The 19,659-nt window shown below is 65.7% G+C and carries 15 protein-coding genes; 13 read left to right on the top strand and 2 right to left on the bottom strand.

What is annotated here, in order from left to right:
• Positions 1–102: 102 nt before the first annotated feature.
• The 12 genes from Pla108_RS14485 to Pla108_RS14430 all read left to right on the top strand — a co-directional run bounded on the left by Pla108_RS14485 (position 103) and on the right by Pla108_RS14430 (position 14,110).
• Positions 103–597, top strand: a complete 495-nt coding sequence (locus Pla108_RS14485) for a DinB family protein (RefSeq protein WP_146445689.1) — start codon at positions 103–105, stop codon at positions 595–597.
• 243 nt (positions 598–840) lie between these two features.
• The gene (pckA, locus tag Pla108_RS14480; protein WP_146445688.1) at positions 841–2,436 is read left to right on the top strand and encodes a phosphoenolpyruvate carboxykinase (ATP); all 1,596 of its coding nucleotides are present in this window, start codon (positions 841–843) and stop codon (positions 2,434–2,436) included.
• Positions 2,437–2,640: 204 nt separating this feature from the next.
• A complete protein-coding gene (locus Pla108_RS14475; RefSeq protein WP_146445687.1) occupies positions 2,641–3,267 on the top strand; it encodes a phosphopantothenoylcysteine decarboxylase domain-containing protein in 627 nt (208 codons plus the stop codon).
• 76 nt (positions 3,268–3,343) lie between these two features.
• Positions 3,344–4,354, top strand: coding sequence for an N-acetyl-gamma-glutamyl-phosphate reductase (argC, locus tag Pla108_RS14470; RefSeq protein ID WP_146445686.1), 1,011 nt, complete (start codon positions 3,344–3,346; stop codon positions 4,352–4,354).
• A 90-nt stretch (positions 4,355–4,444) separates the two neighbouring features.
• Positions 4,445–5,659, top strand: coding sequence for a bifunctional glutamate N-acetyltransferase/amino-acid acetyltransferase ArgJ (gene argJ / locus Pla108_RS14465; RefSeq protein WP_146445685.1), 1,215 nt, complete (start codon positions 4,445–4,447; stop codon positions 5,657–5,659).
• Positions 5,660–5,740: 81 nt separating this feature from the next.
• A complete protein-coding gene (locus Pla108_RS14460) occupies positions 5,741–6,763 on the top strand; it encodes a potassium channel family protein (protein ID WP_197526572.1) in 1,023 nt (340 codons plus the stop codon).
• 63 nt (positions 6,764–6,826) lie between these two features.
• Positions 6,827–9,421, top strand: coding sequence for a M1 family aminopeptidase (locus Pla108_RS14455; protein ID WP_146445683.1), 2,595 nt, complete (start codon positions 6,827–6,829; stop codon positions 9,419–9,421).
• 122 nt (positions 9,422–9,543) lie between these two features.
• Positions 9,544–10,989 (top strand): Si-specific NAD(P)(+) transhydrogenase, encoded by a 1,446-nt coding sequence (gene sthA / locus Pla108_RS14450; protein WP_146445682.1) that lies wholly within the window; start codon positions 9,544–9,546, stop codon positions 10,987–10,989.
• 201 nt (positions 10,990–11,190) lie between these two features.
• Entirely contained in the window at positions 11,191–11,928 is a 738-nt protein-coding gene (locus Pla108_RS14445) for a DUF4114 domain-containing protein (RefSeq protein WP_146445681.1), read from the top strand.
• A 35-nt stretch (positions 11,929–11,963) separates the two neighbouring features.
• Positions 11,964–12,386: a TadE/TadG family type IV pilus assembly protein gene (locus tag Pla108_RS14440; protein ID WP_146445680.1), complete on the top strand. Its 423-nt coding sequence runs from the start codon at positions 11,964–11,966 to the stop codon at positions 12,384–12,386.
• Positions 12,387–12,448: 62 nt separating this feature from the next.
• Positions 12,449–13,618 carry a vWA domain-containing protein gene (locus tag Pla108_RS14435; RefSeq protein ID WP_146445679.1) on the top strand — a complete coding sequence of 390 codons (1,170 nt, stop codon included), beginning with the start codon at positions 12,449–12,451 and terminating at the stop codon, positions 13,616–13,618.
• A gap of 48 nt (positions 13,619–13,666) precedes the next feature.
• The gene (locus Pla108_RS14430; RefSeq protein WP_146445678.1) at positions 13,667–14,110 is read left to right on the top strand and encodes a TadE/TadG family type IV pilus assembly protein; all 444 of its coding nucleotides are present in this window, start codon (positions 13,667–13,669) and stop codon (positions 14,108–14,110) included.
• Positions 14,111–14,212: 102 nt separating this feature from the next.
• Here Pla108_RS14430 and acpS read toward each other — a convergent pair whose 3' ends face one another.
• Positions 14,213–14,593 (bottom strand): holo-ACP synthase, encoded by a 381-nt coding sequence (gene acpS / locus Pla108_RS14425; RefSeq protein ID WP_146445677.1) that lies wholly within the window; start codon positions 14,591–14,593, stop codon positions 14,213–14,215.
• Positions 14,594–14,880: 287 nt separating this feature from the next.
• Complete coding sequence (locus Pla108_RS14420; protein ID WP_231934517.1) at positions 14,881–16,119, bottom strand: trans-sulfuration enzyme family protein; 1,239 nt, start codon at positions 16,117–16,119, stop codon at positions 14,881–14,883.
• 627 nt (positions 16,120–16,746) lie between these two features.
• Between Pla108_RS14420 and Pla108_RS14415 the strand changes: the two genes are divergently transcribed.
• Positions 16,747–19,653, top strand: a complete 2,907-nt coding sequence (locus Pla108_RS14415) for a secretin N-terminal domain-containing protein (protein WP_146445676.1) — start codon at positions 16,747–16,749, stop codon at positions 19,651–19,653.
• Positions 19,654–19,659: the final 6 nt, after the last annotated feature.

Below are 19,659 nucleotides of genomic sequence, written 5' to 3'. Positions count from 1 at the left end.
GCCCGGGCACGCTTCCCCGATCGCCGGTTTCGCGTATCCTCGTCGGTGCGGGCGCTTCGGTTTGCCCCTTCGACCGGCCTACTTCAGAGGAGCGATACGACGATGAACGCGATCCAGGCGATCCAGGCGACAGCGGCCACGAGTGACATGGTGCTGAAGAGCTACGTCGGCGACTTATCCGACGAAGAGCTACTGAGTCGCCCCCACCCCGGTTGCAATCACATCGCTTGGCAATTGGGGCACCTGATCGCGGCGGAGTGCAACCTGCTGAACATGTTCAAGCCGGGCGCCGCCCCCGAACTCCCCGCCGGCTTCGCCGAGAAGCACAGCAAGGACACGACCGGCGACGACACGCCGTCGAACTTCCTCTCGAAAGACGAGTATCTGGCCCTCTTTGACCAGGTCCGCGCGGCGACCCGAGCCGCGCTCGATACGATGAGCGAGGCGGACCTCGACCGGCCGAACGAAAGCGAGCGGTTCAAGAAGATGTTCCCAACGGTTGGCTCGGTATGCATCCTCACCGCCAGCCACCCGATGATGCACGTCGGGCAGTTCGTGCCGATCCGGCGCGAGCTCGGCAAGCCGGTGGTGATCTGATCCTCTTCTTTTCGACATGTGCGGCGATATGCCACGCCAAATAGGCATCCCCATTGTGATCGCCGCAAGGTAAACTGGCCGATGAAACGGGTGAGGTAACGAGCTAACCAATACGTTTCACGAGACGGTCGGCTGACTTTATAAGAAGCCGGCGAGGAGCGCCGCCGCAGACCGGCGCGGCGCGGGCGCCCCTTCGATCGCACGGTGTCATTCACAACGGGCCGATCAATCTAGGAGAGCGTCATGCCTTATCAGATCAACCTCGAAAGTTACGGCATCCAGAACGTCAAGGTGTTGCGGAACCTGTCCGCCGCCGAGCTCTACGAGCACGCGGTGAAGTACGACGGCGCTCAGATCGCCGCCAGCGGCGCCCTCTGCACGTACTCGGGCGAGAAGAAGGGCCGCAGCCCACTCGACAAGCGGATCGTCGACGAGACCACTAGCCGCGACGACGTCTGGTGGGGCCCGGTTAACCTGCCGCTCTCGACCAGCTCGTTCCAGAAGAACCGGACGCGGGCGATCGAGTACCTGAACCAGTGCGACCGAGTCTACGTCGTTGACGCCTTCGCCGGCTGGAGCCCGAAAGAGCGGATCCGCGTGCGGGTCATCTGCTCGCGGCCGTACCACGCGCTGTTCATGAACAACATGCTGATTAGGCCGACGGCGCAGGAGGCGAACCAGTTTGGTGAGCCGGAGTACGTCATCTTCAACGCGGGTCAGCAGTCGGCCGATACGACGGTCGATGGCGTTGAGACGCCGACCAGCGTAGCCCTCAACTTCGCTCTGGGCGAGTTCGTCATCCTCGGCACCGAGTACGCCGGTGAGATGAAAAAGGGCGTCTTCACGATCATGAACTACTTGCTGCCGAAGCGGGGCGTCCTCTCGATGCATTGCTCCGCCAACGAAGGCAAGAAGGGCGACGTTTCGCTCTTCTTCGGCCTCTCGGGCACGGGCAAGACGACCCTGTCGGCCGACCCGCATCGCGACCTGATCGGCGACGACGAGCACGGCTGGGGCGACGACGGCGTCTTCAACATCGAAGGGGGTTGCTACGCCAAGTGCATCGACCTGTCGGCCAAGAGCGAGCCAGAGATCTACGGCGCCATCCGCTTCGGCACGGTGCTCGAAAATACGGTGCTCGACCCGGCGACCCGCGTCGTCGACTTCCAAGACAGTTCCCTGACAGAGAACACCCGCGCCGCCTACCCAATCGAGTACATCCCGCACGCCCAGATCCCGTGCCGCGGCCGGCACCCGCGGAACATCATCTTCCTGACGTGCGACGCGTTCGGCGTGCTGCCTCCGGTGAGCCTGCTCACGCCGGAGCAGGCGATGTACCACTTCATAAGCGGCTACACCGCGAAGGTCGCCGGCACCGAGGTGGGCGTCACCGAGCCGAAGCCGAACTTCTCGGCCTGCTTCGGAGCGCCGTTCCTCGTCTGGCACCCGACGGTTTACGCCGAGCTGCTAGCGAAGAAGATGCGTGAGCACGACGTGAAGGCGTACCTGGTGAACACCGGCTGGAGCGGCGGCGCGTACGGCGTCGGCTCGCGGATGAGCCTCGGCTATACCCGGGCGGTGATCAACGCGATCCACGACGGGACGCTGGCCAAGGCGCCGACTGAGACCGACCCGGTGTTCGGTCTCGCCGTGCCGTCGGAGTGCTCGCACGTGCCGAGCGACATCCTGCTGCCACGCAACTCTTGGGCCGACGGCGCCGCCTACGACGCCACGGCCCAGAAGCTAGCGGGCTTGTTCGCCGAGAACTTCCGCAAGTACGAAGACGTCGCTTCGCCAGAAATCGTCGCGGCGGGGCCTTTTGTTGGCGCCACCGTGTAAAGACTTGGTAGAACTAGGGCGGACACCGCGGAGCTCGCGGTGGACGCGGAGACCGCTGGGATACTTGCTGTTAAGGCCGATAGCGCCCGAGCCGATTCGCGAGTCGGTTCGCCCTGTCGGAGATAACCATTCCCATCCCCCTTCTCCGCGCCCTCCGCGGGCCCCGCGGTGACGCTGTTTCGGTGATCGGTTACTGTGTCTCGCATGGCGAGAATCTTGATCACCTCCGGACCGACGCGGCAGTACATCGACGCGGTTCGGTATTTAACGAACGCGTCTAGCGGACGAATGGGTCGCGGCCTGGCGCTGGCGGCGTTGGAGCTCGGGCACGAGGTGACCGTCGTTACCGGTCCGGTTGAGGTCGACTACCCCGAGGGCTGCCGCGTAGTGACGGTCGTTTCGACCGAAGAGATGCTCGAGGCGGCGACGGCGGAGTTCGAACGCTGCGACGGCCTGATCGGCGCCGCGGCCCCGTGTGACTACCGCCCCGTGCGGGTCGAGCCCGGTAAGATCGCCAAGACAGGCGAACCTCTCGAGCTACGGCTTGTCGAGACAGAGGACGTCGTCGCGTCGCTGGGCGCCGTCAAAGCGGGTCGCTGGGTGGTCGGGTTCGCCCTCGAGGCGGAGGACCACCGGCTGCGGGCGCTGGCGAAGCTCGAACGCAAGCACTGCGACCTGATGGTCTCCAACGGGGTAGCGGCGATGAACTCCCTCGAGAACGAGGTCGAGGTGCTGACGCCAGACGGCGGCGTCGTCGGACAGTTCAGCGGGCCGAAGGACCAGGTCGCCCGCGGGATCCTGGGAGTGATCGCCGAGCGGCTGATTACTTAGTCGACCGTAGCGATTCGGCGATTTCCCGATTAAGATTCTGCGATCGGCACGTTTTCCACGGGCGAGAAGGGCGTAAATGACTAGGGTCGCGATCTACGGAGCCAGCGGCTACACGGGGCTCGAGCTGCTCAAATTGCTGGCTCGGCACCCCGAGGCCCGGGTGACGGCGCTGCTGACCCGCCAGGACGAGGCGCCCCACCTGTCGGAGATTCACCCCCAGCTGACCGGGGCGTTCGACCTGCGGCTGGAGAACCTGTCGGCGGACGAGGTGGCCGAGCGGGCCGACGTCGCGTTCACGTGCCTGCCCCACGCCGCGAGCGCCGAGGTCTGTGCCGACCTGCTGTCGCGGGACATGAAAGTGGTCGACCTCAGCGCCGACTACCGGCTGGGCGACGCCGCCACGTACCAGAAGTGGTACGCCCACGAGCACCCCGACGCGGGGCGGCTCGGCGAGACGCCCTACGGCCTGCCCGAGCTGTTCCGCACCCAAATCATCGGCGCGAAGCTGGTCGCCAACCCGGGTTGCTACCCGACGTCGGCGATTCTTGCCCTCGCGCCGCTGCTGCGAGCGGGCCTTGTCGAACGCGACGGGATTGTCATCGACAGCAAGAGTGGCGTCAGCGGCGCCGGTCGCACGCCCAAGCTGCCGTTCCACTACCCCGAGTGCAACGAGAGCTTTAGCGCCTACGGCGTCGGCACGCACCGGCACATGCCGGAGATCGACCGCGTGCTTTCGATGGCGAGCGACCAGTCGGTCGAGGTGCTGTTCACGCCGCATCTGACGCCGATGGACCGCGGCATCCTCAGCACGATCTACGCGACGCCCAAGGGTGACGCCACACCGGAGTCGGTTGTGACGGCTCTGAAAGAAGCGTACGCCGGCGAGCGCTTTGTCTCGATTGTCGATACGCCACCGGCGACCAAGCACGTCGCCCACACCAACCGATGCCATATTTACGCCACGGTGGTCCGCGGCAAGGTGCTGCTCGTGAGCGTCATCGACAACCTGATCAAGGGCGCCTCGGGCGCGGCGGTGCAGAACTTCAACCTGATATGCGGTTTCGACGAGTCCACGGCGCTGATCTAAGAACTCCGGGCGCCGACGCCTGCGGCTCACCCGCCGGCGAGCCGCAGGCGTGAGCGCCCGGAGAGACCCCCCAGAACGGAAACCAAGCCGATGGCGGACAACCAATTCCAGCTCCCTGCGGGGTTCAGCGCGGGCGGCGTCTATAGCGGCGTGAAGTCCGATACGTCGAAGCTCGACCTGGCGCTGGTGGTGAGCGATCGGCCCGCGAGCGCGGTGGGGGTCTACACGCAGAACCTCGTCAAAGCGGCGCCGGTGCAACTCGACCGTGAGCGCACCCCCAGCGACCGGGTGCGGGCGGTCGTCATCAACTCGGGCTGCGCCAACGCCTGCACGGGCCAGCGTGGTCGGCAGGACGCCGAGCGGGTCACGGCCCACGTGGCCGAAGCCCTCAGCGGCGCCGAAGGGGTCGCCCCCGAACAGGTGCTGATGATGTCGACCGGCGTCATTGGCGAGCACCTTTCGATCGACAAGTTGGCGGCCGGGATCCCGCAGGTCGTCGCCGACTTGGGGACCGACGCGCCGGCGGTTGAGCGGGCGTCGCGGGCCATCATGACGACCGACACCGTGCCGAAGGTCCGGTCGCGGACCGTCGAGATCGGCGGCCGGTCGATCACGGTGACCGGGGTCGCCAAGGGCGCCGCGATGATCGGCCCGAACATGGCGACGATGCTGGCGGTGGTGATGACCGACGCCCCCGTGACGCCGGCGGACGCCCAGGCCGCTCTCTCCGACTCGGTCGTCGAGAGTTTCAACTGCATCAGCGTCGACGGCCACATGAGCACCAACGACACGGTGCTCCTGATGGCGAACGGCGCCGCCGGCGGCGAGGCTTTCGAGGGACGCGACCTGGCGTTGTTCCGGGCGACGCTCTTGGAGGTCTGCGAGGACTTGGCGATCGCAATCCCGGCCGACGGCGAGGGCGCCACGCACTTGATCACCGTCGAGGTCCACGGCTGTGCGACACGGGACGACGCGATCCGCATCGGCAAGACGATCGCCGATAGCCCGCTGGTGAAGACGGCGATCACCGGCGCCGACCCCAACTGGGGACGCATCGTCTCGGCGGCCGGCTACGCGGGCGTTCCGTTCGATCCGGAGGAGGTCGCCCTGCTGATCAACGGCATGCTGGTCTACGAGAAGGGGACGCCGGTCGAGTTCGACGAGAAAGCGGTCTCGGACAGCATCGCCGGCAGCCGCGACACGCTGCTGCTGCTCTTGCTCGGCGAAGGCCAAGCGACCGCACGTTTCTGGACGACCGACCTGACGGCCGAGTACGTCCGCCTGAACGCCGACTACCGGACCTAGCGGGTGGATGCCGGATTGAAGGAGTCGGCGGAACGCTCTAACCTGCGTTCCGCTGTCCGAAAATCACGCCCCCAAGTCCGCTTGCCTCTCCTTCAACGCATCCGCCGCGGCGCGACGTTCCTCGGGGCGTTCTTTGTCGTCTCGGTCGTTGGGTACCGGTGGCTGACGGGCTGCACTTGGCTCGACGCGATCTATTTCTTTGTGATCTCCGTTTCGACGGTGGGGTACGGCGAGACCAGCTCGGCGCGCCCCGAGGTGCAGATCTTCACGATCGGCGTCATTGTTTTCGGCGTCGTCGGCGTCGGTTACTTGGTGGCCCTCATCATCCAGTCGATGATCGAGGGGCAAATCGAACACGCTTTGGGGGTCCGTCGGATGGAACACAAGATCGAGCATCTCAAGCGTCACGCGATTGTCTGCGGCTACGGCCGGCTCGGACAGACGATCACGAAGGAATTGCGGCGGCGGAACAAGGCGTTTGTGGTCGTCGATAAGGACCCTGATATTGTCGCCGCGGCGCTCGAGGAAGGCATGCTCGCCATGCTCGGTGACGCCACCGAAGAGGAGACCCTCCTCCAAGCCGGGATCCGCGAAGCCGAGACCATGGTCATCGCCCTCCAGAGCGACGCCGACAACGTGTTTCTGACGCTCACGGCGCGGAATTTGGTGCCGAAGCTGAGGATCATCGCCCGCGGCGAACAGGTGGCCACCGAGAAGAAGCTGCATCAGGCGGGCGCCGATCAGGTCGTGCTGCCGGCCGTGATCGGTGGTCGGCGGATGGCGGCGCTTGTGACGCGTCCCAACGCGGCCGAGATGCTGGAGAACTTCACCAACCACGAGAAGATCGACGTCGATCTCGAAGAGCTGCGTATCCCCGACAGCAGCCCGTTGGTCGGCAAAACGGTCCGCGAGACGGGCTCCCGCCAGCAGCACAACCTGATGATTATCGGCATCCGTCGCGCCGAGGGCTCGATGGTCTTCAACCCCGCGCCGGACGACCGTTTCGAGGTCGACGACACGTTGGTGGTGATGGGCCGGGTCGATGACGTGCACACGTTCCAACGGATGCACCGCCTCGACTGCGACAATCCCCACATTGGTTGAGGCTCATGCGGCCGCCGTTTATCGTGGGGCGAACCTGACGAACGCCCTCCCGGTCCCTGCCGTATGTTCATCTTCCGAGCCGCCGTTTCCCTCGTCGTCCTGCTCTCAATCGCTCAGGCGATGCACGCGGAGCACGTCTGTCGCTACTGCCAAGCGGCCGCCGCGGCTGCCGAAGACTGGTCGAAGAACGCGCCGCAGTACGCCCCCGACCGGGTCGTCGACGTGCGGCACATTAAGATCGATGTCACTCCGGATTTCGCGGCGAAGTCGATCCGGGCCACCACGACCATCGATTTTGCGCCGATCGCTAAACCAACCCGGTTGGTCGAGCTCAACGCCGTGGCTCTGCGTATCGAGAAGGTCTCGGCCAGCCGCCCGCTCGCCGAGCACTCATCGTCCGACGAGCGGCTCCAGCTGCTGTTCGCCGAGCCGATCCCGGCCGGCGAAGTGGTGAGCGTCGCCATCACCTACACGGTCGAGCCGAAGAAGGGCCTCTACTTCCGCACCGCCGACATGGGGTACCCGGCGGGGGAGGACCACCTTTGGACCCAGGGCGAAACCCACGAGGCGCCCCACTGGTTCCCGTGCTTCGACTACCCGAACGAGCGTTCTACGACCGAGGTGATCTGCCACGTCCCCGCAGGGATGACGGTCCTCTCCAACGGCCGACGCGTCGGTGAGGAGGTGGACGATGCTTCCAAGCTTAAGACCGTTCATTGGCTGCAGGACAAGCCGCACGTCAATTACCTCGTCTGCCTTTGTGCGGGCTACTTCCACGGACTGACCGACGAAGCGGCGGGCGTGCCGCTTGGTTTCTACACCCAGCCCGGCTTCGCCAAGGAGGCGGCCGACTCGTTCCAAGACACGGCCAAAATCCTTGAGTTCTACGAGTCCGAGATTGGCGTCGCCTATCCGTGGGACAAGTACGATCAAGTCACGATCCGCGACTACAACTGGGGCGGGATGGAAAACACGAGCCTCACGACCCTCACGCACGAAACGATCTTCGCTGCCGACCAGACCGAGAATATCCGCAGCTCGCAAGGGCTCGACGCTCACGAGTTGGCGCACCAGTGGTTCGGCGACTACGTCACCTGCAAGGACTGGAGCCACCTGTGGCTCAATGAGGGCTTTGCCACCTACTACACGCACCTCTACGCGGGCCACAAAGAAGGGCGCGACGCGCTGCTCTATGGCCTCTGGATCGACGCCCAGACCCGCGTCCTGCCGCCGAGCGAGAAGGACCTGCGGCCAATCGTCCACCGCCGCTACGCCGAGCCGTGGGACCAGTTCGACTTCCGTGCGTACCCCAAGGGGAGTTGGGTGCTGCACATGCTCCGCAGCCGGGTCGGGGACGATTTGTACCGCCAAGCGATCCGCCTCTACCTTGAGCGGCACGCCCTCTCGAGCGTCGTTACCGACGACCTCCGTCAGGCGTTCGAAGAGGTCTCCGGCAAGCCCCTTGATGCGTTCTTCGATCAGTGGGTCTATCACGGCGGCGTCCCCAAGCTGACGGTGTCGCACAAGTGGCTCGCCGACGAGAAGCTGTTGAAAGTCACGGTCGAACAGGAATCGCCAAAAGAGGCCGTCGAGACGCTGCCGTTCACGTTCCCGGTCATGCTGCGGGTTCATGTAGGCGCCGAAGTGATGGATCGGAACGTCGAGGTCACCGACGCCGAGCAGGATTTCTACTTGACGCTTCCGGGCAAGCCCGACGTGGTTCGCTTCGACCCGCTGTACACGGTCCTAGCAGACGTTAAGCACAAGGCGTCGCAGGAGATGCTTGAGAAGCAACTGCAGCTCGCGGGCGACCTCGTCGGTCGGCTACGGGCGGCGGCGGCTTTGGGCGAGAAAGAAAACAAGGAGGCGACGGCCGCCCTAGCCAAGGCGCTGCAGAGCGACGCCTTCTACGGGGTTCGGAACGCCGCGAGCGAAGCCCTCGCCAAACAGGGGACGGCCGCGGCGCTTGACGCCCTGCTCGCCAACCGCGAACAGGACGACGCGCGCGTGCGGCTGCGCGTCGTGAAAGACATCGCCAGCTTCTTCGACGCCAAAGCAGAGGCCGCTCTGCGATCGGTCGCATCGGACGAGAAGAATCCCGACATCGTCGCCGAGGCGCTGCACGGATTGGCCAAGTATCCCGACGACATCGCGGCCGAATCGCTCGTCGCGGCGCTCCAGGGCGATACGTTCCAGAACCAACTCGCCGTCGCCGCGGTGCGGGCGATCGGCCGCCGACGCGACCCGTCGCTGGTCGAGCCGCTTCTCGAGGCGCTGCGGAGCCGCCGCACGGACCTGCCGGGGCGGCGCTACGGCGAGGCGTTGCCAGCCGTTGGCCGACTCGGAAGCGAAGCGGACGACACCACCGCGGTGCGTGAGTTCCTAACCGAACGGCTGCAAGACCCCGTGATTGCGGTCCGATTGGGCGCGATCGAGGCGCTCGGTGAATTGGGCGACCGCCGCGCGCGGCCGCTGCTCAGCGACCTGGCTGAGAAAGCTGGCAAAGAGGCCATCGCTGCCAAAAAGTCGCTCGGGCAACTCGACGCCGAGCGGGTCACGGCGCCGGTGGCCGTAAAGGAGCTGCGGGAACAGATCGACGAGCTACGCGAGCAGCACGAGAATCTCCGGGAAAAATTCGAGCAAACCGACCCACTGTGAATCGGAAGGCGTGGTTACCCCCACCAGCCCGCTTCGCCGTGCCCCCGCGTTCTCACGACGTGAGGGAGGTGGTATCCTACGGGACCCTCCACTAGCGCCGCCCGCCCCTCCGCCCGCCAGTTATGAAGCACTACGACGTCATCTGCATCGGCACCGGCCCCGCAGGTCAGAAGGGCGCGATCCAAGCCGCCAAGCTCGGACGCACCGTCGCGGTGATCGAAAAGAACCCGGTCGTGGGGGGGGCTCAGGTCAACACCGGCACGATCCCCAGCAAGGCCCTCCGCGAAGCGGTCATCACGCTCACCGGCTCCGACAAACGCAACTTGCTCGGCGCCTCGTACCGGGCCAAGAAGGACGTGACGATCGCCGACCTCGTCGGCTTTTCGCAGCAGATCATCCGCCACGAGTGGGAGCTGATCGGCAGCCAGTTCGAGCGGAACCACGTCGATCTGATCTGGGGCGCGGCCAAGTTCATTGGCCCCCACGAGATCGAGGTCGCCACTAAGGACGGGCCCGAGCGGTTTACCGCCGACAAGTTCTTGATCTCGGTCGGCACCAAGCCGGCCCGCCCCGCGGACATCCCCTTCAACGACCAGACGATCGTCACCAGCGACGAGCTGCTCCACCTCGACCACATCCCCCGCACGATGATCGTCGTCGGCGGCGGCGTCATCGGCGCCGAGTACGCCTGCATCATGGCGACGCTCGGCGTCCGCGTGACGCTTGTTGAAGGACGGCATCAGGTGCTCGGCTTCCTCGATCAAGAGATCGCCGGCGCGTTCCAGTACTTTATGCGGCAGAAGGGCATCACCCTGCGGCTCGGTGAGAAAGTCGAATCGATCGCCGAGGTCGACGCCGAGCTCGCCGAGATCGGCGGCAACTTCGGCGGCCACGGTAAGCGGCCCGACCGCATCGTCGAGGCGCGACTCGAATCGGGCAAGACGCTCCGCGCCGAGGTGCTGCTCTATTCCGTCGGACGCCAAGGGGTCTGCGGCGCCCTGAATCTCGACGCCGTCGGCATCACCTACGACGACCGCGAACGGCTGAGCGTCAACGAGGCGTACCAGACGAACGTTGAGCATGTGTACGCCGCGGGCGACGTGATCGGCTTCCCGGCCCTCGCCTCGACCAGCATGGAACAGGGCCGCCGCGCCATCTGTCACGCACTCGGCGTCTGCGACGTGCGGAACTACAACACCGCGCTGTTCCCCTACGGCATCTACGCGGTGCCCGAGATCTCGATGGTCGGCAAGACCGAAGAGCAGCTCACCGACGAAGGGATCCCCTACGAGACCGGCATCGCGCACTACCGCGAGATCGCCCGGGCGAAGCTCTTAGGCGACGAACTCGGCATGATGAAGATGCTGATCCACCAAGAAACGCACCACATCTTGGGAGTCCACATTATCGGCGCCGAGGCGACCGAGCTGGTCCATATCGGACAAGCGGTGATGGCGCTGGGTGGCACGGTCGAATTCTTCATCGACAACGTGTTTAATTTCCCGACGCTCGCCGAGTGCTACAAAGTGGCGGCTTACAACGGGTTGAATAAGCTCAATCACGTTTGAGCGTCGGCTGAGGCGAAGTCGGAAAGTCCGGGTTGCAGCCTATGAGCGTCGTCCCGCAAATCGGGCGATTTTTTAGGCGCTACGCCGGATCGTGACCTAGTTTTGGATTAGAGAGTCGGTTCGCCAGACCTCTGCCTCGTCACGCCCCCCTTTTCTTCTTGCCGCGTACTTCGCGGCCAACCTCTCCATGAGGAGCCGGCTATGTCCGTGCAAAGTCTCGTCCGCCCCGTCATGGGGGCAATCCTGCTTGTTGGCCTGGCAATGCCCGCCACCGCAACCGACAGGAACCCGCAGTCGACGTTTACGGTGTTCGGCATGCCGATCACCGCCAAGACTCAGGTCACCGGATCGGACAGCCGCTCGGCGGCGTTCAACAACGAAATCCTTCCGGGCGCCCGCGCCCTGGTCGCGGCCAATCTGCGCGAGGGCGTCGAGTTCCTCGCCGCCGGCGTAACACGCCTCGACGAGGACCGACTGTACTTGCTGAACGACAGCGACCGGCCGGTCCGGGTTTACTACGTGGCGGAGGGCGCCGGCTACCGCAACACGCTTGGCTTCTCGACCGCCATGGCCGGTTCACTGGTCAACGGCCAGCGTAAGATCATCTTCCCGGACGTTTCGGACGGCACCATCGGCGGTCCCCGCATGCTGGACCCGGGGGATTGGGTCGAGCTCGGCGACTACCCGCGGGGAACGTCGTTCGAGTTCTTCATTGTCCGCGACGCGGTGAACGGCGGCCGCGACATCTTCACCAACCGCGACGCCTCGAACCCCGACGGGTTGCAGCACTTGGCCGCTTGGCTCCTGGGCGACCGGTACGTGCTGCTTGGCTTTGAAGACCTCATGAACGGCGGCGACCTCGACTACAACGACGTCGTGTTCGTTGTCGACTTGAGCCCCGACCTCGGCCAGGGCCCGCTGGCGATCCTTCCCCGCTGAACGCCAACTGTGCCGCTCCGTTGGAGGGTCTCATCATGCCAATCTCAAGAAAACGCCGAGCCGCCCGTGGCCGTCTTGGACGACGGCTCGGCGTCGAGATTGTCGAGCTCGCTTTCGCGTTGCCAGTGATGGTCGTGATCGTCTTCGGCGTGCTCGAGACCTGCGAGCTGCTGTTCTTGAAGCAGTCACTCGCGGTCGCCGCCTACGAGACGGGCCGGGTCGCGGCCCGGCCCGAGGCGACAACCGCCGCGGCAGTCAACCGCTTTCAACAGATCGCCACCGCCCGCCGCGTGGCCAACGGCACGATCACGATCACTCCCGCCGAACTGAGTAGCGCTGTGGTGGGTGACACGATCCGCATCACCGTCGCCGCCCCGGTTTCAAACAACAACACCACGAGTCTCGTGCTGTCGAGCGTTCCCGACGTCGTGGAGACGGTCGTCGTTCTCAGAGAATAAACCCCTTTTTCCGACTCCGCTCCGACGCCCTCCGTGCGTCCTCCCCCCAGGGGAAACCGGCTATGAACACGCTCGCTCTGATCCGCCGACGCCATCGCCGCCACGACCGCCGTGGCGCCACCCTGGTGTTGATCGCCGTGATGTCGACCACCCTCGTGAGCCTTGGCGCACTGGTCATCAACTGGTCGTACATTGAGCTCACGAACACGCAGCTCCGCTCGGCAAGCGACGCCGCCGCCAAAGCGGCCGCCGTCACCCTGAGCCAGGCGCAGTCGGAGGCGGACGCCCGACAAGCGGCCCGCACGGTCGCTTCCCAGTACCGCATTGGCGGACTCACCCTCAACCTGTCGGACGACGACATCGAGTTCGGAAACGGCCAGCCCAACGGGACGGGGGGATACGCCTTTACCGCGGGTGAGCAGCCGCTCAACTGCGCCCGGGTCGTGGCCCGTTGCGGGCCGAACTCGGCGACCGCCAGCGTGCCGGTCCTGTTCGCCAACCTGCTGCCGGACGACGCCTTCAATCTCAGCAAGGAGGCCATCGCCGGCCGCTTCGACCATGACGTCTGTGTGGTGGTGGACCGTTCGGCGTCGATGGCTTGGGACCTCACCGGGACCGACTTTAGTTACCCCGAGGAGTACAACAATGACTCGACGCTGCAAAACTACTTCCGCCCCCCCCACCCCACGGGGAGCCGCTGGGCGAAGCTTATCGAGGCGCTCGAGGTCTTCCGTGACGTTGTCGACCGCCGCGACCTGAACGCCAAGATTGGGCTAGTCTCGTACTCCAGCGACTACACGTTCGGCTTCTACCAGTCGAGTAAAGCCACTCGCGACCAACTTCTCGACGCCAACAACAATCTCTTTGTCGACGCCGCGTACGCCATCAGCCAAGAGCCTATTATCGGCGATACGAACATCGCCGCTGGGATCAATAACGGCCGCGCTGTCTTGCTCCGGTCCGAAGGTCGGATGACGGCGAATCGGACCATGATTCTGCTCAGCGACGGCCGCAAGACCGAAGGGGGCAATCCCGTCACCCGCGCGGCCGTCGCCGCCGAAAGCCGGATCACGGTGCACACGATCTCGTTTGGCGACGGCGCCGATCAGGACGCGATGGAGCAGATCGCCCAAGCGGCCGGCGGCAACCACTACCACGCCGCCACCGCCGCCGAACTCGACGCGGCCTTCGAGCAAATCGCTCGAGAACTCCCCGCCGTGTTGATCCACTGAGTCGTCTCTCAGCGTCACCCCCCCGCAGAGACGTAAGGAACTTTCCCGGTGCGATCCCCACCCACTAACCGCCGCCGCTTCCGCCGTCTCGGTTCGCGTAGGCTGCTTCGCGCCGGCGTCGTGACGGTTGAGTTCGCCATCTGCGCGCCGATCGTCTTCTTTTTCTTCCTGTCGATGATTGAGGTTTCGCGTTTTCATGTGCTGCGGCACTCGCTTGACCAGGCGGTCTATCTTGGCGCCCGTGTCGGCATCGTGCCGGGGGCGACCGCCGCGGAAGTCGATCAGGCGGTCCGCGACCGGCTCGCCTTGGCCGGCGTCATCGACCCGACGGTCACGATCACGCCAAGCGTTCTCAACTCAGCGACGACGACCGTCACGGTCCGCGTCGAGGCGCCGTATGAGGAGAACAGCTGGACGCTTCCCAAGTTGTTCAGCGATATCGACGTCATCGCCGAGATGACGCTCGACCACGAGAACGTGGCGTTTAATTAGGGAGGGACGAGGGGTTAAGGGACGGGGGACGAGGGAAATACTGTGATGCGAAGCGTCGTCTGCCCCTCGTCCCCCGTCCCTCAACCCCTCAATCCTTCTCGTTCACCCCTCGGCAACGGCGTAAGCCGTCGCGTGGCTCCGGCAATGGCTGATCGTGAGGTGGATGCGCTCGATTCCCGAGCGCTCCAGCACGTCGCGGGCGCCTCCGTAGAGCCGTACCTGCGGCACGCCCGCGGCGCTGTTGCGCACCTCGACGTCGCGCCAAGAGATGCCACGCACCCAGCCGGTCCCCAAGGCCTTGAGGACCGCTTCCTTGGCGGCCCAGCGACCGGCGTAGTGCTGGGTCGCCGCTTTGCGGCTCGCACAGTAGTCGATCTCGTGCTCGGTATAGACCCGGCCGATAAACAGCTCCCCATGCCGCTCGATCATCTTCGCGATCCGCAGCACCTCGATAATGTCGGCGCCGATGCCGAGGATGGCCATGGGGAGTGAAGTGGGCAGTGGGCAGTGGGCAGTGGGCAGGATGGCGGTGGATGAGCGAGCACAGCGAGCCGCTGTCCCCCTCCCTTCCAGGGAGGGGCTAGGGGAGGGTCGGCGCTCTCCGTTGCGTCACGGCTGTTTGGTTAGTGTGGTAGACAATCGAATCGGTACACCTGGCGCTCCACCGATTGATACGTGTCACCCTCCCCTAACCCCTCCCTAAAAGGGAGGGGGGACTGAAGGCCGATAACTTTGTCGACTCACTACCTGCTGCCCACCGCCCACTTTATTCAAGCCCGCAGGGCCTGCTCAAGGTCTCCGATCAGGTCGGCCGCGTCCTCGATGCCGCACGCCAAGCGGATCATGTTGTCGGGGATGCCGAACGCCTTGCGCTCTTCGGGGGTCCGCTGGTAGTAACTCATCACCAGGGGCTGCTCGATCAGCGACTCGACGCCTCCGAGGCTCGGGGCGATCCGGCAGACCTTGGAGCGATCGACCACGTCGGCCGTGGCACGCCAATCGGCGTCCTTGACGAGGAACGTCACCAAGCCGCCGAAGCCGCGCATGTACTTCTTGGCGTGGGCGTGGTCGCGGTGCGACTCGAGGCCCGGGTAGTAGACCTTTTCGACCCGCGGGTGGGCTTCGAGGAAACGAGCCACGGCGAGGCCGTTCTCGTTGTGCCGCTGCATCCGCAGCTCAAACGTCTTCAGGCCGCGCTGCAGCAGGTAGATGGCGTGGGGCTGGTTGATCGCGCCCATGATCCCGCGTAGCTCGCGGACCTGGGCCAGCTGGTCCTCCGACCCGGCGATCGAACCGGCGAGCAGGTCGTTGTGCCCCCCCAGGTACTTCGTGCAGCTGTGCAGCACGTAATCGACGCCAGCGTCGATTGGCCGCAAATTGTAGGGCGTCGCCAAGGTCGCGTCGATCAGCGTCTCGATCCCGTTGCGGCGGCCGATCTCGGCGAACTTCTCGAGGTCGATGCAGCTCTGGTGCGGGTTGGTCGGCGACTCGCTGACGAGCATCCGCGTCTTGGGGGTGATCGCCGCTTCGATCGCCGCGTAGTCGCCGGTCTTGACGGTGATCGTCTCGACGCCGAAACGGGAGAGGTGCTCGCGACAGAACTGCCGGCTGCGGTGGTAGCACTCGTCGGTGAAGACAACGTTGTCCCCTTGGCCGAGCTTGGCCATCAGCACGCCCACCAGCGCCGCCATGCCGCTGGCGAACAGCACCGCCGACTCGGCGCCCTCGAGGGCGGCCAGTTTCTTCTCGACGACCTTTTCGCCCGGGTTGCCGTAGCGGCCATACTCCTCGCGGCTCTGCTCTTTCTCGATGTAGTCAATCACCGACTGCGTGTCGGGAAAGGTGTACGTCGAGGCGCAGAAGATCGCGTCAGTGACGGCGTCGCCCGGCTTCTGGCGGGCCTCGCCGGCGTGGACAGCGAGCGTCCCCTGTCCGCATCCCGCTGCCGGCTTTCCGGACGTCGGGGCGGGGCTCTTTTCGGATTCCATCACGGCGTCGAGCGAAGGCATGGTTCGCATCGTCCTGCAAGCGTTCTTGCCGCGGCGGCGGGCCCTTCAATGCAAAGGGCGCACAAAAAAAACCGCCTATCGGCCATCGGGGACCGGGCGGTGCAGGCGTGCGAATCTAAAGAACGCGGCTCACTGGCGATGCCCGACGAAAGGCGTCCCCAGCGCTCCAGCGAAGGCTCTTTAGCAGCACGGCTGCAAGCGGCCACAAATCCCGTCTCCCTGACCGTAGCAACCGCGGGGCCGCGGGGCAAGCGGCGGGGGTGGGCGGTTACGGGTTTTCACCTGATAGAGCGGTGGGATAAGCCGGCTAGTTAATTTGCACCACGCGTACAGCTCGAGCCGCGCACGGAGTAAGCGGAGCGGTCCGCAGCAAAACTCCACTTACTCCGTGCGTGGCTCGATGACGTTTTTCAAGCGAGCCGGGAAGCGTCAGCTCCCGGAGGCCCCGCCGCACCGTTTCTCCGCCCCGCGTCCACCGCCCCTCCCCCGCTAAAACCCGCCGAATCCGCGGCGCCGGGCCCCCCGAGCGGGGTTTCAACCTCGGGGGACTGGTCCTTTGCGCCGGAGGTCCGTCTGGCGACTAGGATTAAGGGTCGCCCCCGGCCCCTGTACCTCTCTGCGAATCCAATGCCGCTCTGCCTGCGATTCTCGTTCCGACGCACCGCCAGACGGGCCGCCAGCCTGGTTTTGGCTCTGGCCGCGGTCGTGGCCGCGCTGCCCGCCGGGGCGGCCGAGACCGAGATCGTCGGCCTGCTGGCCGTGGCGATCGAGCCGGACGTCGCCAAGCAGCTGGGGCTCTCGGACGAATTGCTGGGCCGCCTCCAGTCGCTCGCCGACGACCGCGAAATGAAAGGCATGTCGCGGGCCATGAAGGTCGCCCGGTTGCCGCGCGAGGAGCAGGTCGCCCAGCTCGCCGACTTCCGGGCCGAGAGCGAGCAGTTGGCGCTGGCGATGCTCGACGAGAAGCAAGCGGCCAAGCTGCGCGAGATCGCGACGGCGCGCGACGACGCGGCGCTCAAGCCGGTGGAGTCCACCGCGGAGGTCGCTGAGGACGCGGAGATGTCGACCGCCGAGGTAGACGCTACCGAGGCAGAACCATCTGCTGAAGAAGCGACATCGCAGCCCTCGCCGACAAGGGCGGTGTCGAATCCGCAGCCCCCGCCGGCGGCTACGCCCAGCGACGGCAAGCTCTCATTCAATTTCAAGCAGCAGCCGTGGGCCGACGTGATCCGCTGGTTCGCCGATCAGGCGGGGCTGTCGCTCATCGTCGATCAGGCGCCCCCCGGGTCGCTCACCTACCGCGACGACCGCCGCTACTCGCCCGCCGAAGCGCTCGATGTGCTCAATGGCGTGCTGCTGACCAAGGGCTACACGCTGGTCCGCAAGGACCGGATGCTGCTGGTGATCGACCTTGAGCAGGACGTGATTCCGCCGAACGTCGTCACCGACGTGCCGCTCGCTCAGCTCGACCAACGGGGCGAGTACGAGCTGGTGCGCGTGTTGGTGGAGCTCGGCGATGTCGATGTAACCGCGGCGGCCGACTCGCTGCTGCGGCTCGCCGGGCCGCAGGGCGCCGTGGTCGTCCTCCCCGAAGCGCAGATGCTGCAGATCACCGAGACCGCCGGCCGCATCCGGACGATGCTCGCCGTCGTCGAAGCGATGAAGCGGGCCGCGACGCCCCTGACCAGCATCGAGGCGCAGCTACGCAGCTATCCGCTCGGCGGGGCCGACGCGACGACGACGCTCACCGTGCTCCAGACCTTGTTGGAAGGATCCCCCACAGCGCGGCTGGCTGTCGACCAACAGACCGGCAGCTTGATCGCCCTCGCCACGCCCGCGGAGCACGACGCGATCCAACAAACCCTCCAGAAGCTGCAGACCGATGGCCGCCGCGTTGACGTGATTCCGGTGAAGGAGGTCGATCCGCTGACCGCCGCGGCGTTGGTCGATCGGCTCTTCAACCCGGGCGCCACGGGCGACGACAAGAAACGCGACCCCAACGCGCCGGTCGTCGAGGCGGACCGTTACTCCGACGCCCTGCTGGTCCGCGGCACGGCCGACCAGGTGCGGCAGATCCGCGAGTTGGTCGAGCAGCTCGACGCTCCCGACCCGGCGATGGCGGTTGGCGCCCGTGGCCCGGTGCGGACGCTCCCGGTCTCGGGGGCCGAGCTCCAGCGGGCGCTCGAGCAGATCGAGACCCTCTGGCCGACCATGCGATCGAACCCCTTGCGGATGACGAATCCCGGACAAGCGATCCCCAGCTTCCGACCCGGCGCAGAGGTGGAACGCGAGCAACTGGAGGGGGATGACCCGCTCGATAGGCTCTACGGCGACCCCGAAGCGCCGCCGAGGCGGACGACCGCGGCGCCGACTCAATCGCCGTTCCGCTTCGCCAATCAGCCGACCGACGACGAGTCGACGACCGACGCGATCGATCCGATCTACATTTCGCCGGGCGTCGGCTCGACGGTGATCGCCAGCCGCGACACCGAGGCGCTCGACGCCCTAGAGAGCCTGCTCGGGTCGGTGCTTGGCATGAGCGACACGGGTGGGCGTGACTACGCCGTCTTTTACTTGAAGTTTGCCGACGCGACGACCGCTGCGGCGTTGCTCAACACCATCTTCGGCGGGGAGGGGGGTGGCGGCGGCGGGAGCCTGATGGGCGACCTCGCTGGCGCGGCGCTGGGTGGCGGGGCGGGCGGCGATCTGGTGGGCGATTTGCTTGGCATGGGGGGCGGTAGCGACGCCGTCGGCTTTAGCTCGGTGTCGGTCGATATCGTCCCCGACGTACGGCTCAACGCCCTCTATGTCTCCGCGACGCCGGCCGACGTACAGACCGTCAACCGGCTACTCCGCGTCATCGACCAGCCACGCGGCCCCGACCGGGTCGAGTCGGTTGGCGTGCCACGGCTGATCACCGTCTACAACACCGACGTCGCCGAGATCGCGACGGTCGTCAAGCAAGTCTTCGAGGACCGCATCGGGTCCGGGGCGGGAGGCGGCGGCCAGCCAAGCCCGGAAGAGTTTCTCCGCGCCTTGCAGGGAGGCCAGAAGGGGGCCAACGAGCAGAAGCCCGAGCAAATGACGATCGGCATCGACGAACGGAGCAATTCCTTAGTGGTCCGGTCGTCCGAACCCCTCTTTGAAGAGGTAAAGAAGCTTGTCGAGCAACTCGACCGTGCGGGGGTTGAGCGCCCTGTGTCGACGCGCGTCGTCTCGCTCCGCAACACCGGGAGTGCCGCCCTGAAAGAGACGCTCGTCTCCTTGCTCGGCGACAAGGCAGTCCTCAGCGGCGACGCGCCAACATCCGCCGCCAACAGCAACCAGCCCAACCAGAACGGCGGCCAACGGGGACAGAACAACGACAATAACAACGACTCCGAGCGGCAACGGCGGGAGATTCAGCAACGCATCGAAGGCTTCCGCAACATGCAGCGGATGTTCGAACGGATGCAGGGAGGCGGCGGCCGAGGCGGCCGAGGCGGTGGTGGTGGCGGTGGGCCTCCCGGCGGTGGCGGAGGACGCGGCCGTTAGCTTACG

Origin of the sequence: Botrimarina colliarenosi, assembly GCF_007859955.1 — a bacterium.
GTDB lineage: Bacteria > Planctomycetota > Planctomycetia > Pirellulales > Lacipirellulaceae > Botrimarina > Botrimarina colliarenosi.
Note: the sequence above shows the minus strand (reverse complement) of the source record. Positions and strands in the feature narration are given on the sequence as shown.

Bases quoted from the DNA above. Each gene is read 5' to 3' on its own strand.
- Pla108_RS14485 (WP_146445689.1), top strand. From the start codon at position 103: ATGAACGCGATCCAGGCGATCCAGGCGACAGCGGCCACGAGTGACATG.
- pckA (WP_146445688.1), top strand. From the start codon at position 841: ATGCCTTATCAGATCAACCTCGAAAGTTACGGCATCCAGAACGTCAAG.
- Pla108_RS14475 (WP_146445687.1), top strand. From the start codon at position 2,641: ATGGCGAGAATCTTGATCACCTCCGGACCGACGCGGCAGTACATCGAC.
- argC (WP_146445686.1), top strand. From the start codon at position 3,344: ATGACTAGGGTCGCGATCTACGGAGCCAGCGGCTACACGGGGCTCGAG.
- argJ (WP_146445685.1), top strand. From the start codon at position 4,445: ATGGCGGACAACCAATTCCAGCTCCCTGCGGGGTTCAGCGCGGGCGGC.
- Pla108_RS14455 (WP_146445683.1), top strand. From the start codon at position 6,827: ATGTTCATCTTCCGAGCCGCCGTTTCCCTCGTCGTCCTGCTCTCAATC.
- sthA (WP_146445682.1), top strand. From the start codon at position 9,544: ATGAAGCACTACGACGTCATCTGCATCGGCACCGGCCCCGCAGGTCAG.
- Pla108_RS14445 (WP_146445681.1), top strand. From the start codon at position 11,191: ATGTCCGTGCAAAGTCTCGTCCGCCCCGTCATGGGGGCAATCCTGCTT.
- Pla108_RS14440 (WP_146445680.1), top strand. From the start codon at position 11,964: ATGCCAATCTCAAGAAAACGCCGAGCCGCCCGTGGCCGTCTTGGACGA.
- Pla108_RS14435 (WP_146445679.1), top strand. From the start codon at position 12,449: ATGAACACGCTCGCTCTGATCCGCCGACGCCATCGCCGCCACGACCGC.
- acpS (WP_146445677.1), bottom strand. From the start codon at position 14,593: ATGGCCATCCTCGGCATCGGCGCCGACATTATCGAGGTGCTGCGGATC.
- Pla108_RS14420 (WP_231934517.1), bottom strand. From the start codon at position 16,119: ATGCCTTCGCTCGACGCCGTGATGGAATCCGAAAAGAGCCCCGCCCCG.
- Pla108_RS14415 (WP_146445676.1), top strand. From the start codon at position 16,747: ATGCCGCTCTGCCTGCGATTCTCGTTCCGACGCACCGCCAGACGGGCC.